Origin of the sequence: Gilliamella sp. Occ3-1 (assembly GCF_001690655.1) — a bacterium.
Classification (GTDB): domain Bacteria; phylum Pseudomonadota; class Gammaproteobacteria; order Enterobacterales; family Orbaceae; genus Gilliamella; species Gilliamella apicola_P.
This window is the reverse complement of the sequence record NZ_LZHQ01000005.1, coordinates 50,936-67,075: the sequence shown is the minus strand read 5'-3', so window position 1 is coordinate 67,075 and position 16,140 is coordinate 50,936. Positions and strand designations below refer to the sequence as shown.

Annotated in this window: 11 protein-coding genes; 5 read left to right on the top strand and 6 right to left on the bottom strand. The window is 35.8% G+C overall.

Annotated elements, in window-relative coordinates:
* Together A9G43_RS02015 and A9G43_RS02010 are read right to left on the bottom strand one after the other, a co-directional pair.
* Positions 1-118 (bottom strand): transposase (locus A9G43_RS02015; RefSeq protein ID WP_141673995.1); only part of this gene is annotated, 118 nt, incomplete at its 3' end.
* Positions 119-349: 231 nt separating this feature from the next.
* Positions 350-1,078 carry an outer membrane protein gene (locus A9G43_RS02010; RefSeq protein ID WP_065606186.1) on the bottom strand — a complete coding sequence of 243 codons (729 nt, stop codon included), beginning with the start codon at positions 1,076-1,078 and terminating at the stop codon, positions 350-352.
* Between the two features lie 364 nt (positions 1,079-1,442).
* On the opposite strand from A9G43_RS02010, the gene ppnN reads away from it, so the two are divergent.
* A complete protein-coding gene (gene ppnN / locus A9G43_RS02005; RefSeq protein WP_065606185.1) occupies positions 1,443-2,819 on the top strand; it encodes a nucleotide 5'-monophosphate nucleosidase PpnN in 1,377 nt (458 codons plus the stop codon).
* 99 nt (positions 2,820-2,918) lie between these two features.
* Here ppnN and radA read toward each other — a convergent pair whose 3' ends face one another.
* The 4 genes from radA to A9G43_RS01985 all read right to left on the bottom strand — a co-directional run bounded on the left by radA (position 2,919) and on the right by A9G43_RS01985 (position 8,099).
* A complete protein-coding gene (gene radA / locus A9G43_RS02000) occupies positions 2,919-4,298 on the bottom strand; it encodes a DNA repair protein RadA (RefSeq protein WP_065575362.1) in 1,380 nt (459 codons plus the stop codon).
* Between the two features lie 9 nt (positions 4,299-4,307).
* Positions 4,308-5,282, bottom strand: coding sequence for a phosphoserine phosphatase (gene serB, locus A9G43_RS01995; protein WP_065606184.1), 975 nt, complete (start codon positions 5,280-5,282; stop codon positions 4,308-4,310).
* A 146-nt stretch (positions 5,283-5,428) separates the two neighbouring features.
* Positions 5,429-6,718, bottom strand: coding sequence for a 16S rRNA (cytosine(967)-C(5))-methyltransferase RsmB (gene rsmB / locus A9G43_RS01990; protein WP_065606183.1), 1,290 nt, complete (start codon positions 6,716-6,718; stop codon positions 5,429-5,431).
* A gap of 37 nt (positions 6,719-6,755) precedes the next feature.
* Positions 6,756-8,099 (bottom strand): Na+/H+ antiporter family protein, encoded by a 1,344-nt coding sequence (locus tag A9G43_RS01985; RefSeq protein ID WP_065606182.1) that lies wholly within the window; start codon positions 8,097-8,099, stop codon positions 6,756-6,758.
* 186 nt (positions 8,100-8,285) lie between these two features.
* Here A9G43_RS01985 and A9G43_RS01980 point away from each other — a divergent pair, with 186 nt between their 5' ends.
* From A9G43_RS01980 to fdnG, 4 genes are all read left to right on the top strand, one after another.
* The gene (locus tag A9G43_RS01980; RefSeq protein WP_065606180.1) at positions 8,286-9,158 is read left to right on the top strand and encodes a shikimate dehydrogenase; all 873 of its coding nucleotides are present in this window, start codon (positions 8,286-8,288) and stop codon (positions 9,156-9,158) included.
* Between the two features lie 110 nt (positions 9,159-9,268).
* Complete coding sequence (gene aroD, locus A9G43_RS01975; RefSeq protein ID WP_065606178.1) at positions 9,269-10,033, top strand: type I 3-dehydroquinate dehydratase; 765 nt, start codon at positions 9,269-9,271, stop codon at positions 10,031-10,033.
* A gap of 327 nt (positions 10,034-10,360) precedes the next feature.
* Positions 10,361-12,787 (top strand): glycerol-3-phosphate 1-O-acyltransferase PlsB, encoded by a 2,427-nt coding sequence (gene plsB, locus A9G43_RS01970; RefSeq protein WP_065606176.1) that lies wholly within the window; start codon positions 10,361-10,363, stop codon positions 12,785-12,787.
* Positions 12,788-13,055: 268 nt separating this feature from the next.
* On the top strand, positions 13,056-16,124 hold the full coding sequence (gene fdnG / locus A9G43_RS01965) for a formate dehydrogenase-N subunit alpha (protein ID WP_081297987.1): 3,069 nt from the start codon (positions 13,056-13,058) through the stop codon (positions 16,122-16,124).
* The last annotated feature ends 16 nt before the right edge of the window (positions 16,125-16,140 follow it).

The following is a 16,140-nucleotide window of genomic DNA, read 5'->3' as shown; positions in this document are numbered from 1 at the left end:
GCCATTTATAGAAAGTTGAATTACCCATGCCATATTTACGACAGAGTTCTTTAACCGGAATACCCGCTTCAGCTTCTTTTAAAATAGCGACGATTTGATGTTCAGTCATTTTTTTCATGTTTAAATCCTCTTTACTTTTATCATAGAGAATTTTCTACTTTTTTGCTGTATTATTTTAGGGGAGAGTTACATTTTTAATTGAAATTAGATACCTGATATGTGGTTTATGTCTTAATAAAGTTAAACCACATAAAGCAATTTCGAGTAAAAATTCTTATAAATTTTTAAAGAGTTATTTCAATTATGACATGTAAACAATCCAACGTTTTCCTACCACTTAACCTATTAATTAGAAGTTATAACGAACGCCTGCTAATAAATCAATTGAACTTAACTTACCGCTAGCTTTAGTTCGATAGTATTCATTATGCTCTTTAATCGTTACTTTACCTGCATCTACATAACGGGCAGTGAAATCTAAATCAATATTATTATTTAATTTATAACCTACGCCAGCAGCAACATTCCATGCAAACTTTGTTTTCGTCTTTGATAATGAACGTTCATAATCAACACCATCAACAGAAACATTATATTTTTCTTTATAATTATTTTCTAATTTAGTGAATGCAACGCCTACTCCAGCGCCAATAAATGGGGTAATTGGCAAGTCATCAATATTTATATCATAATAACCATTTAACATTAGTGTATTCATGCGCACTTTGACTTTTTGAGTAGTACGAAGATGATATTCCTCATAAATATCATACCTATTTTCATTTTTATCTGCATTACCACGTAGTGTGAAAGATAATTCCGCTCGCACTGGAACATCATCATAATCAGAAAAGAAGTTGTAACCTAAATTTAAAGAGCCTGCTAATTTAGTTTTATGCATGGAATCTAAGATATTATCATTCAAAATATACCCATCATAATTCAAGGTATTTTTGAAACTATTCGTTTTTAACACTGATACCCCTAATTGTCCACCTATATAAAATCCATTTGTTTCAGCATGAGAAAAAGTTGAGAAACTCGCAAAAGTAGTTAATGTAATTAATAGTTTTTTCATTTATTTTTCATCACCTTTATAATCATTGTTTATTTAATAAATAACGATTATAAAGTAGACACATTTGAAAATCCACATTAAATATTAAAGATACTCCCAAAGTTAATACAGCAAAAAGTAAGAGAGAATTTAAATATGAAAAAATAACCAAATACCAAATCGTATTGATATTAAAAAGCCAATTAAAAAATGATCTTCTTATAGTTTAGTGGAAACTTTTGTAAGTTTAATTCAGCTTGGATTTTGTTGTATCACTTTTAGCTGTTAATTTAATATTAAGAATAATTTATCAACTTTACTTATTAAGCCAGTTTAAGTATATAATAGTCAGCATTGCTGATAAAATAGCCAAATGGAGGTTGTAATGATCACCCATATTAGCCCATTAGGATCAATGGATTTACTTGCTCAGGCAGAAGTCGATATCCTGAAAAAATCTGCCAATAGCGAACTTTATAAATTATATAGAAATTGTTCGTTAGCAACACTAAATGCAGGTAGTAAAACCGATAATACGAAAGATCTGTTAGATAGATTCCAGTCTTTCGAAATTAATGTGATTAGTAAAGAGCGAGGCGTCAAGTTAGAGTTGGTTAATGCTCCAGAAAGCGCTTTTGTTGATGGTCAGATTATTCGTTCAATTCAAGCTAATTTGTTTGCAGTGTTACGCGATATCCTTTTTTTGAATAGTCAAATCAGTGCAGTTAAAGAGCTTATTTCCGATTTCAAATTTGAAAGGGATCATTCGTTTTATATTACAAACCTTGTTTTTTCTATTTTACGCAATGCCAATGCGCTCCATGTGGGTGAAGAGCCAAATTTGATTGTCTGCTGGGGTGGACATTCGATTAACGAAAATGAATACTATTATGCTCGTCAAGTAGGTATGCAACTTGGTTTACGTGAACTTAACATTTGTACTGGTTGTGGTCCAGGTGTTATGGAAGCACCAATGAAAGGTGCTGCTGTTGGCCATGCGCAACAGCGTTATAAAGAAAGCCGTTTTATTGGCATGACCGAACCGTCAATTATTGCAGCAGAACCGCCTAATGCATTAGTTAATGAATTGATTATTATGCCCGATATCGAAAAACGGCTTGAAGCGTTTGTGCGAATGGCTCATGGCATTATTATCTTCCCTGGTGGACCAGGCACCGCTGAGGAGTTGCTTTATATTCTGGGTATTTTATTAAACCCTGCAAATAAACACCAAACCCTACCTCTTATTCTGACTGGACCTAAAGAATGCGAAGATTATTTTGCTTCAATAGATAATTTTATTCGTAGCACATTAGGCGATGAGGCAACTAAACTTTATCAAATTATTATCGATTCACCTGAACAAGTAGCTCATATTATGAAAGAGGGTGTTAAGCATGTTAAAGCTTCACGCTTAAAAACAGGTGATGCTTATGGGTTTAATTGGCTATTAAAAATCGATGAATCGTTACAACATACTTTCGAACCTACTCACGCTAATATGGCATCATTAAATCTTCATCGTGAGCAACCTGTCGAGCTGTTAGCCGCTGATTTGCGTCGTGCGTTTTCTGGTATTGTTGCAGGAAATGTTAAAGAATTTGGCATGAAGCAAATTGCGGAAAATGGTCGATACAAATTACAAGGTGATATTGAAATTATGCAGCAACTTGATAATTTATTGCGTAGTTTTGTTAAACAAAACCGAATGAAATTGCCAGGAGGAAGCGCTTATCAACCTTGTTATGAAATTTGTTATTAAACAATAACATTAACCCATTTAATAAAATTGAATCCAGCTTTAATCCGCCGATAATCTTATTCGCGGATTAATTTTAACTATTACTATTTTATATGGTTTTTAAAAATCACCTAAAATATCTAGTGCTTCTGACACTTTTTTAACTGCAAAAATCTGCATATTTTCGGGCTTCTTCTTCGGCATATTGGCAATAGGTACAATTGCTTTTTTAAAACCATGTTTAGCCGCTTCAGAGATACGTTCTTGTCCACTTGGTACTGGTCGAATTTCGCCACCAAGACCAATTTCACCAAAAATAACGATATCTTGTGGCAACGGACGATTGCGAAAACTTGATACAAGTGCTGCAATCAATGCCAAATCCGCACTTGTTTCGGTAACTTTTACACCACCAACAACATTAACAAAAATATCTTGATCGGCCATTTGCAATCCCCCATGCCTATGCAATACTGCAAGCAATAATGCAAGCCGATTTTGATCTAATCCTACAGTCACACGTCTTGGATTACCATACATCGAGTGATCGACTAGCGCTTGGATTTCGACCAGTAATGGGCGAGTACCTTCCCACAATACCATTACCGAACTACCCGGTAGCATTTCATCTCCACGGCTTAAAAAGATTGCTGATGGGTTGCTAACCTCTTTTAAACCTTGTTCTGTCATAGCAAATACACCCAGCTCATTTACTGCACCAAAACGGTTTTTATGACTGCGTAGAGTTCTAAAACGAGAATCAGCATCCCCATCTAATAAAATTGAACAGTCAATACAGTGCTCAAGTACTTTTGGGCCAGCAAGAGAGCCATCTTTAGTAACATGCCCCACCATGATAATGGCAATGCCTTTTGTTTTAGCAAAACGTGTTAAATAAGCAGCTGTTTCTCGAACCTGAGCGACACTACCAGGCGAAGATTGGATATCAGTAAGGTGCATCACTTGGATAGAGTCAATCACCATTAATTTAGGCTTGGACTGCTCAGCCAATAAACAGATTTGCTCAATACTGGTTTCGGACAACATATTAATATTATCCGCAGGTAAACCTAATCGATGGGCACGCATCGCAACTTGTTGGAGGGATTCCTCACCAGTAACATAAAGTGTATTCATTTGTGATGAGAGTTTACTCATGGTTTGCAGTAACAACGTACTTTTACCTGCTCCGGGATTCCCTCCTATGAGAATGGCACTCCCCGGTACGACACCACCACCAAGCACACGATCAAATTCTGAAAAACCAGTTGAAAATCTTGGCAGTGCCTCTAAACTGATCTCGGACAATTTTTGAATTTTAGCTTGCCCAATCCCGCTACCTGCATAACCCGTTAATCTGTCGTTACGTGAAGAGGTACTTGCAAGCCTAACTTCGGTAATGGTGTTCCAAGCATGGCATGAACTACATTGCCCTTGCCAACGTGGGTAATCTGCTCCACAATCATTACAAACATAAGCACGTTTCACTGCTTTTGCCAATTTAATCTCCTAACCTTCACTTAATAAACTAGTGGATAAAATACACCATAAACCTGTTAAATCTGCATAATTAATACTAATTCGTGCTTTTTCGACAACTTTAGGTTTACCATGATAAGCAACACCTAGACCAGCAATACGAATCATCATCAAATCATTGGCTCCATCACCAATTGCGACAGTTTGTTCAATGGGAATTTCCAACGATGCTGCTAGTTGTTGTAATGTCCTTGCTTTATATTTTGCATCAACAATTTGACCAGAAACTTTACCAGTTAATTTTCCATGTTTGATTTCTAATTCATTAGCATAAACGTCAACTAATTTTAACTTTTGCTTTAAATGATCCGCAAAATAGGTAAAACCGCCTGAGGCAATAGCAACATGCCAATTTTTTTTATGCAGTTCTTTTACTATATAAGTAAGCCCAGGAGTAAGTGGTAAATTATCTTTAACTTGATCTAAAATAGCTTGATGCGCCCCTTTTAAGGTTGCCACACGTTTTCGCAAACTTGTGGCAAAATCAAGTTCACCACGCATAGCTTGTTCAGTTACCGCTGCAACTTGCTGCCCTACACCATGCAATTTGGCCAGTTCATCAATACATTCAATGCCAATCGCTGTCGAATCCATGTCCATAACAAGTAACCCCGGGGAGCGTAGCGTGGGTAAATTATCGATTGGGGCAACATCAATACCTAATGCTAATGATATCGATTTAGCTTTTTTAGGTATCACCCCTGCAATACGAACAATCTGATAAGTTTTGATTTTCCATGATGAAACAATCACCATTGGCATAGAAAGTTGATCTTGGAATTTTGATAAGACTGTTTTATTTAACTTTTTACCATAAATAATCCAGCCTGTTTTACCTGCATTATAATCTAAAGGAACCACTTCACAGCCATTTAATGACAGTGGTAAACCTTGCCAATGTTGGATATTTTCAGGTAAATCATTGTAGGTGAGAGTATAAGCCATATCTGAACATCTTTATAAGATAAAACAAGCCCAAAATTTATCACAACTACTAAAGATTGTCCAAATTAGGATTGTGTAATTTTTTTAGTTTTTTATACTTAAACACATAGTTACCTGAAACTTTTTAACAAAAATAAAAGGGAAAATTATACTTTCTTTAATACTGCATAAAAGAAACCATCACCACCATTTTCAGTAGGTAAAAATTGTTTAATTTCACCTTGTAATTTGGCGCTGGTGTTTTCTTGTAAAAAACGCTCAATTTGTAATTTATTTTCGTCTGGTAGAATTGAACAAGTGGCATAAACTAAAGTACCACCAGTTTTTAAATAAGACCAAATATTAGTTAAGATTGCATGTTGTAGCTCAGTTAATTGGGCAATATCACTATCTCGGCGTAACCATTTTATATCTGGATGACGGCGGATAACACCTGTTGCTGAGCAAGGCGCATCAAGTAAAATGCGATCAAATTGTTGCCCTTTACACCATCGTTCTGGGGTTAATCCATCACCAACTTTAACTTCGGCATGTAAGTTTAATCGAGTTAAATTTTCGTGAATGCGCTTCACTCGGCTAGGCTCAATGTCCACCGCTAAAACTTGTGCTTTTAGAGCAATTTCTAAAATATGTGTGGTTTTACCACCAGGTGCTGCGCACATATCCAAAATGAGCTCGCCATTTTGCGGTGCTAACAAATAAGCGGCATATTGCGCAGACAGATCTTGTACCGTGACAGCACCTTCATCAAAATAGGGTAATTTATTTACATTGACAGGCGACAATAATCGCAGAGCACTAGGTAACTCTGGAAAGCTATCAGACTCAATTTGTTGTTCAGCAAGTAATTGTTGGTAATCACTTACTGAATATTGGTTAAGATTAACTCGCAACCACATTGGTGGCTTTTGATTATTAGCATGAACAATGGCTTGCCACTGCTCTGGATAGGCTTGCTTAAGGCGTGTTAACAACCAACTTGGGTGTAATGTCTGCTGGTTTTGTTGCTTGCTGTCTTGTGTAAATTGTTGTTGTAATGATGTTTGTTGGCGCAAAAACTCACGCAATACACCATTTACAACCCCTTTAAGCTGTGTTTTTTTGAGAGTATTGACCGCATTAACTGTCTCACCGACTGCTGCATGTGCTGGAATACGGGTATAAAGAATCTGGTAAATACCCACTAACAATAGGTCATGTAAAATTCTATTTTTACCCGTTAACACTTTACTCATCAAGGTATGAATATAAAAGTTGAGTTCTGGTAACACTCGCATCACACCAAAACAGATTTCTTGCACTAACGCCTTATCTTTATCGGCTATTTTGTGGTTTAAAGTTGTCAATGTAGCGCTTAATGACTGTCCTTCTTCTAGCACATTAAAAATAGCTTGCGCACAAATGGCTCTAATATTTTGGGATGATTTTTTATTCATAATGAATAACGACCTTAATTCATTTAATTGGATTAACTTATAAAATTAACGAGCCAATCCAACCAGCAATAAATAATGGAATATTAAAATGGGTAAATGTTGGAATAACACTATCACGAATATGATCATGTTGCCCATCACTATTTAGCCCAGAAGAGGTCGCTAAAATAGTATCTGATGGTGGCGATCCCGCATCACCAATCGCACCTGATGCACCAATTAAGCATACAGTGGCAATTGGTGAAAAACCGAGTTGTACACAAAGTGGTACATATACTGCAGCAATGATAGGAACTGTCGAAAATGAAGATCCAATACCTAATGTAATAACCAGACCAATTAGCATCATCACAAAAGCTGCAATCACTTTATTACCAGCAAATAATGCTGCACTGTTGTTAACCAAAGGTTCTATTTCATGAGTCTGTTTTAACACTTCGGCAAAACCTTGTGCTGAAATCATTACAAACCCGATCATAGCCATCATTTTGATGCCGTCCGTAAAAACGCCATCAGCTTCGCCCCATTTAATCGAACCCGACACAATAAAGCAAATAAAACCAATTAAGGCACCTAAAATCATTGAACCAGTATAAAGTTGAACAGTAAAAGATAGAACAATCGCCAATAATGAAACAATAAGAGAACGCTTATTCACATCTTTTAAAGCATCTTGATTTGCCTCTCCACGAATAATTTTATATTCTCTAGGCTTACGATAACTAACAAAAATAGCCCATAATAGACCAGCAAACATGCCTAATGCAGGAATTGCCATTGCATGCATTACATTTACATGGCTAACATCCATTCCTGATGCGGTAATATTTTTTAATAAAATTTGATTTAAAAAGATATTCCCAAATCCTACTGGTAAAAACATATAAGGCGTAATTAATCCAAATGTCATAATACAAGCAATCATTCTTCTATCAAGCTGTAAGCGGGACATTACGTATAAAAGCGGTGGAATTAAAAGCGGAATAAAAGCAATATGAATAGGAATAACATTTTGCGATGAAATACTTACTAACCCAATAATAACAATCAAAATCCACTTGATACGTTTTTTTGCGTCGCTTGATGTAAGTTGCTTAATAGCTTTATCAGCCAATAATTCGGGTAAGCCAGATTTCGATATTGCCACTGCAAACGCACCTAACATAGCATAAGAAAGCGCAATATTAGCTCCATTGCTGATCCCAGTATTAAATGCATCAATGGTTTCTTTTAACGATAAATGACTAAATAGCCCACCAACAAATGCGCCAATTATTAAGCTAATAACGACATGAACACGGCAAAGAGATAAAATTAACATGCAAATTACCGCAACTACAACCGCATTTATTGAAGAAAACAAATCAAGCACAGTATTCATAAAAATAGATTCTTAGTTAAGAAGAAAACTTACTATTCTAGGCGATAGATGTTGAAAGTGCAATCGATAGTGTATACTCACTCTTTAATCTATATATAAATATATATAAAATTAAAAATATGTTAATAAAGAATTCTAAAAATATCCCTCCTCACTAATCAGTAGGGCTATTGTGGAGAGTTGTTAATGAGAAATAATATCGACGGACATTTTCTATTGATTGGTTTAATGGCTTACCCTATTCGCCATAGCTTATCCCCTCAAATGCAAAATACCATTTATTCTAAACTAAAGGTGCCTTATGTTTATTTAGCATTTGAAGTTGACAAAAAAAAACTCCCTGACGCAATTAAAGGAATTCGAGCGTTAGGATTACGTGGCAGTGCCGTGTCCATGCCCAACAAGCAACTAGTCTGCCAATACCTTGATAAGTTAACACCTGCAGTGGAAATGAGTGGTGCGTGTAATACTATTTCAAACGATAATGGTGTTTTAACAGGCTATAACACAGATGGAATGGGCTACATGCGCATGCTCAAAGAAGCCAACATTGATGTGATAGGCAAAAAAATAACCATTCTAGGCGCTGGAGGGGTTGCAACAGCTATTGTTGTACAAGCTGCTCTTGATGGCGTAAAAGAGATCACTGTCTTTAATCAAAAGGATGAATGCTATACAAAAATAGAAGCTATTGCGAAAAAATTAAATCAAAATACTCAATGTTATGTACGCGTTATCGATCTCGCCGATAAAGATAAGCTACGCAAAGAAATTTCAGATAGTGTCGTACTTTGTAATGCTACAGGTGTCGGAATGAAACCATTAGAAGGAAAAAGCTTAATTACAGATCCAACAATGTTAACTCCCGATCTTGTTGTTACAGATTGTATTTATAGTCCGCGTAAAACAAAGCTACTTGAAATAGCTGAGCAACAAGGTTGTAAAATATTAAATGGTATTGGCATGATGTTATGGCAAGGTGCAGCTCAAATAAAAATTTGGACAGGTGAAGATGCCCCTATTGAATATGTGAGAGAGCAAATGGGTTTTAATGATTAACAAATAATTTCTTATGCTAATGACTTCATGCTACTGTTTTATTTAATACAAAATTAAAACCAGATAAAATTATGGTCTATTAACGGAATTTTTAGCTAACAGGGTACAAAATGAAAATACTTACCATCAAAAATCTTGAAATCGGTTCAGGTGCACCCAAAATTATTGTGCCAATTATCGGTAAAACTGAAGCAGAATTAATTGATGAAGTACAGTTTTTACAATCAATTGATTTTGACGTTTTAGAGTGGCGTGTAGATCACTTTATCCACGTTGATAATCTTAATACTGTAAAGTTAGTCGCTAAAAAAATAGCAGATTTACTACCAAATAAACCTATTTTATTCACTTTTAGAACCGCAAACGAAGGTGGAGCTAAGCCATGGCCATTAACATCTTATATCCAATTGAATAAAGAAATGGCTTGTAGCGGGCTTATCGATCTAATTGATGTTGAGATGTTTATTGGTGATGACTATGTAAAAAATATTATCAATGTCGCACACAAACATCAGGTATTTGTTGTGGTATCAAATCATGATTTTGAAAAAACGCCATCTAAGAGCGATATTGTCTATCGACTAAAAAAAATGCAAGAACTTGGCGCAGATATTCCCAAAATTGCTGTTATGCCCAACACCGAGGATGATGTATTAACTTTGTTAGCTGCTACCACAGAAATGAAAAAAAAACACTCAACAACGCCGATTATTACTATGTCAATGGCTGGGCTTGGAGCTGTTAGCCGTATTGCTGGCTCGACATTTGGTTCAGCGATGACCTTTGGAGCGGCTAAAAATGCATCGGCACCAGGTCAATTAGATGTCAAACAATTACGATATATCCTAGACGCATTATATCGAAGTCACAGTTAATACTTCAGAAATCATTGTATTAATCTATTGACTGCACAAGACAAAAAACAAAGAAATCTATGGAGTTGATATCAATAAATCTTTATATTAGACTTGCGTATCATTATATAAGTTGTTTTCATCTACCACTTGCATAGTGCTAAATATTGTGCAAATTTACTAATAGTTAAGCGGTAACAAGTATATACTTCTTATGTGCTTTTTTAGACTAAAAATAGTATATTTTTTAATCGAAAATCCATTTTTTCGGTTTGGTTAAAAGGTGAAAAATATAATTTATTTAATTGGATGTGGATAATTAATAAAAATGTATGAGGTTTATTTTTTATGTTTTCTTGGTGGACTAAAGTTTATTTTTTTCTGATCCAGATTTTGGTGAAACTTTTTGTTAAAAGTAAACCAATTCCTACCGATCCAATAACAGAATTAAACCTAGATACCAACAAACCAGTTCTATACGTATTACCTTACAACTCTCAAATCGATTTGATGGTGATTCGTTCCCTGTGTTTGCAATATAATTTACCTGATCCATTAGTTGGCATAGATATTAATGGTAAGGTTATTCCCGCTTATATCTATATCGATAAAAAACCTGGTATTTTTGCATCTAACCAGCAAAAAAATAAAACAATTGAAATATTGAGAGATTATATTTCTGCACATCAACAAAATCATGCTCTTGATATCCAGATGTTACCTACTTCGGTCATGTTTGGACGACGCCCCGATAAAGAAGGGGAAAAAAAACTTTCACTACAAGTACTCGGTGCGCCCAGTAAATTATTAAAAATAATAACATCAGGCCGAGACTGTTATACACGCTTTTCTCGTACTGTTTCGTTTAAAGATATTCATGCCGATAAACAAGATCTTTCAGTGTTGGCACATAAATTATCTCGCGTAGCACGTATTCATTTTTCAAAACAAAGAATAGCATCTGTAGGTCCAAAGCTACCCGTTCGCCAAGAAATGCTTAATAAATTATTAAATAATCCTGGACTGTCAGAAGCAATACAAGAAGAGGCTAAAAGCAAAAATATTAATATTGATAAAGCGAAAAAAAATGCTTTAGTAATGCTAAACGAAATTGCCGCTAATTTTTCTTATTGTATGTTAAGAATAACTGATTTTGTGCTCACTTGGGCATGGAATAGGCTTTATCAAGGTCTTAAAGTAACAAACGCAGATCCAGTTCGTGAGCTTGCGCAAAACGGACATGAAATTGTTTATGCTCCTTGTCATCGTAGCCATATGGATTACTTATTATTATCTTATGTGCTTTATCAGCAAGGATTAGTTCCCCCCCATATTGCTGCTGGTATTAACTTGAACTTTTGGCCAGCAGGTCCTATTTTTAGACGACTTGGCGCATTTTTTATTCGCCGTTCATTTAGAGCAAATAAGCTATATACTGCCGTTTTTCGTGAATATTTAGCAGAACTATTTATCCGTGGTTATGCTGTTGAGTATTTTATTGAAGGAGGTCGCTCACGTACAGGTCGGTTGCTCGATCCTAAGACAGGCATGTTAATGATGACTATCCAGACTCTGTTACGAGGAGATGCTAGACCAATTACCATTGTTCCTACTTATATAGGCTATGAACATGTTTTAGAAGTCGCAACTTATGCCAATGAACTACGCGGTGCAAAAAAAGAAAAAGAAAGTTTATGGCAAACAATTAAAGCATTTTTCAAGTTAAAAAAATTAGGATTTGGCTATGTTAATTTTGGCCAACCTATACCTTTGAATCAGTTTTTAAATCAACAAGTTCCTGATTGGCGAAACGAAATTGAACCAACTGGTACACAGCGCCCTAGTTGGTTAACACCAACAACCAACTTACTCGCAAAAAAAATAATGGAACGCATCAATTGTTCTGCTGCAATTAATGCTATAAATTTATGTAGTTCAATACTATTGGCCGCAGATCAACGAGCACTAACCAAAGTTAAACTAATAGATTTTATTGATAACCTATTAAAATTTTTAAAAAACATTCCTTATTCAGATTTGATCACAGTTCCAGATCAAACAGCGCAAGAATTATTTGAACATGCAAAAGAAATGGGAAAATTTGTTATCACAACCGATGCTGCAGGCGAAATTGTTGGTCTGACAGACGAACAAGCGGTTTTAATGACTTATTATCGTAACAACATTCAACATTTGCTGATTATTCCTGCTATCGTAGCCAGAATTTTACTCAAACAGAACCAAATTTCATCTGGCGAAATTTTAGATCAAGTAAAACTACTTTTTCCTTTAATCAAATCAGAACTATTTCTTTATCATAATGAAGAGCAACTCACTGAATATGTGAATAAAATTATTAAAACATACGCCGAATTAAGCCTAATCAACTATTCATCCGACAAATTAACAGTCAACAGTTTAAAAATATCAGGATTACAATTATTGGCTTCATCATCCAGAGACACGCTACAACGTTATGCTATTGCGTTTTCATTATTACAAAAAGATCCAACTGTTAGCCGTGCGACACTTGAAAAAGAGGCTCAACTTATTGCTGAGCGATTGTCTGTCTTACATGGCATTAATGCTCCTGAATTCTTTGATAAAGGAGTATTTTCAATATTAGTTGCATCACTGCGAGAACAAGGTTATTTAGATGACTTAAATAGCACTAATCTAGTAAAAATTGAAAAAATGAATGCAATACTCAAACCACTTATTACTACAAGAGTAATGCAAACTATTGACGAAATTAATCCTTTAGTTAAACAATAAAATAACAAGGATATTTAGTCCCTTTTGTCCATTTATCCAAATGGACAACCTTACATTTATAAATGAGCTCAAAAGTAAGGATAAAAAATAAATTCATATAAAAATAATTATTTTGTATAAATTTTGACACACATCAAATTTTTGTCATTCTTCCTCGTTTTTTCCTTTATTTTCATTTAATTAAAGATTATCATTACAATTAGTAAGGATGTTAATCGCTTCCAATATAATAAATTAAAAAGTAATGTCAGCTTTCTAAGGAGTCCATATGCTATTTAACCGTAGACAGTTCTTTAAGATCTGTGCTGGTGGTATGGCTGGAACAACGGTAGCTACGCTTGGTTTTTCTCCAAATGTAGCGCTTGCTCAAACTCGCCAATATAAATTATTGAAATCAAAAGAAACTCGAAATAATTGTACTTACTGCTCTGTTGGCTGTGGTATGTTGCTATATAGCCGTGGCGATGGGGCTAAAAATGCCGAATCGTCTATTTTCCATGTAGAAGGAGATCCCGATCATCCTGTTAGTCGAGGCTCTCTTTGCCCTAAAGGTGCAGGTGTTCTGGATTATGTAAAAAGTGAACAACGAGTTAAATATCCTGAATATCGTGCCCCTGGTTCAGATAAATGGCAACAAATAAGTTGGGATGAAGCCATTGATCGTATTGCTCGTTTAATGAAAGCTGATCGAGATAAAAATTTTGTTGAAAAAAATGCGGAAGGCACAACAGTCAATCGCTGGACAACAACAGGCTGGCTTGTTACCTCAGCAGCTAGTAATGAAACAGGTTGGTTAGCGTTCAAAGTTGCTCGCGCATTAGGTATGTTAAGCCTTGAAACCCAAGCTAGAGTTTGTCATGGTCCTTCTGTATCTAGCTTAGCGGCTACTTTTGGTCGCGGCGCCATGACTAACAACTGGAATGATATCAAAAATGCTAATGTTGTTATCGTAATGGGGGGAAATGCAGCTGAAGCTCATCCGGTTGGTTTTAAATGGGCTATAGAAGCAAAAATTAATAATGGTGCTGAACTAATTGCCATTGACCCTCGTTTTCATCGAACAGCCTCAGTGGCTGATTTGTATGTACCTATTCGCTCAGGTTCTGATATTGCTTTTCTACTTGGTATTATCAATTATCTTATTAGCAATAACGAAGTTAATTTTGACTACTTAGTTACTCATAGTAATGCAAGCCTAATTGTTCGTGATGATTTTAATTTTGATGAAGCTACAGGGCTATTTAGTGGTTATGAAGCTGATACCAAACAGTATGATCTGACAAGTTGGGCATATCAAAAGGATGACAACGGGTATGCTCTTCGGGATAAAACGTTAAGTCATCCCCGTTGTGTATGGAATCTATTAAAACAGCATGTCAAACGTTATACACCCGAAATGGTAAATAAAATAACGGGAAGTCCTATTGAAGGTTTTTTGCATGTTTGCCGCTCACTTGCTAGCACTAAAACTAACAATAGAGCAGCCACATTTTTATATGCATTAGGTTGGACTCAGCATACTTATGGATCACAAATTATCCGTACTGCTGCCATGATTCAGCTTATTTTAGGCAATATTGGCGTAATGGGCGGAGGTATTAACGCACTACGTGGACATTCAAATATTCAAGGCTTAACTGATGTTGGTTTATTATCAAATCGTCTGCCTGCTTATCTTGATTTACCAAAAGATTCTCAAGTTTCACTTACTCAGTACCTAGATGAAAAAACACCAAAACCACTTGGTCCAAGCGAAGTGAATTTTTGGGGGAATTATCCAAAATTCTTTGTCAGCTTTATGAAATCAATGTACGGTGATAAATCGACTAAAGATAACGATTGGGGATTTGATTGGTTACCTAAATGGGATAAAACCTACGATGTTTTAAGATTTAGCAAAATGATGCGTGATGGTCAAGCCAATGGCTTTATTTGTCAGGGCTTTAATCCACTTGCTGCACTTCCCGATAAAAATAGTATTCGCGAAGGTTTGTCTAACTTAAAATTCTTGGTGAGCATTGATCCAATGCCAACAGAAACAGCTGAGTTTTGGAAAAACCATGGCGAATCTAATGATGTAGATTCTAGCAAAATTCAAACCGAAGTATTTAGATTGCCATCAAACTGTTTTGCAGAAGAAAACGGTACAATAGTTAACTCATCTCGCTGGCTACAATGGCACTGGGCAGCAGCAAGACCGCCTTATGAAGCTTTATATGATCCTGAAATTATTGCGCGTATCTTTTTGAGAATAAAAGAGCTGTATGCTGAAGAAGGTGGTGCTTATTACGAGCCAATTGAAAACTTAGTTTGGGATTATAAGAAGCCAGAAGGCCCAACGGCTGAGGAATTAGCCAAAGATTATAATGGACGAGCACTTGCTGATATAACCGACGAAAATGGCAATGTTATTCTTAAAAAAGGTCAATTACTAAGTGGTTTTTCACAATTAAAAGCAGATGGTACAACCTCATCGGGTATTTGGATATTCTGTGGTTGTTGGACAGAACAAGGTAACCAAATGGCAAGGCGTGATCCAAGCGATCCATCTGGTAAAGGTGTTCATGCTGGTTGGGCATGGTCGTGGCCGATGAATCGACGAGTACTTTATAACCGAGCTTCAACAGATGAAAATGGTAAACCATGGGATCCTAAACGAGTTTTAGTAAAATGGAATGGCTCAAGTTGGGTAGGCAATGATGTACCTGATTTTACAGCAACATTACCACCAAGTAGTGGGGCAGGTGCTTTTATCATGAATAATGATGGTTTAGGTGGGTTATTTTGTTTAAATCGGTTAGTCGATGGGCCATTCCCAGAGCACTATGAACCGTTTGAAACACCTATTAGTAATAATCCATTGCATCCAAATCAAGTCAGCAGCCCTGTAGCTCGCGCATTTAAAGAAGATTTGGCTCGCTTAGGGAATGCTAGCGAATTTCCTTATGTTGGTACCACTTATAGTATCACTGAACATTTCCATTTTTGGACGCAACATGCAAGGCTAGCTTCAATTACTCAACCTGAGCAATTTGTTGAGTTAAGTGAAAATCTTGCCCTCAAAAAAGGAATCAAATTAGGTGATACGGTTAAAATCACTTCACATCGAGGTTATATTAAAGCTAAAGCAGTTGTGACTAAACGTCTTCCAACTTTAACAGTTGATGGTAAAGAGATCGAAACTATTGGAATCCCAATAGTATGGGGATTCACAGGTCAGACAAAGAAAGGTTTTTTGGTTAATGAATTGACGCCACATTTAGGTGATGCAAATTCACAAACACCAGAATATAAATCATTCTTAGTCAATATCGAAAAAGTTACTACAGCGGCATAAGATGGGAGGATAAATT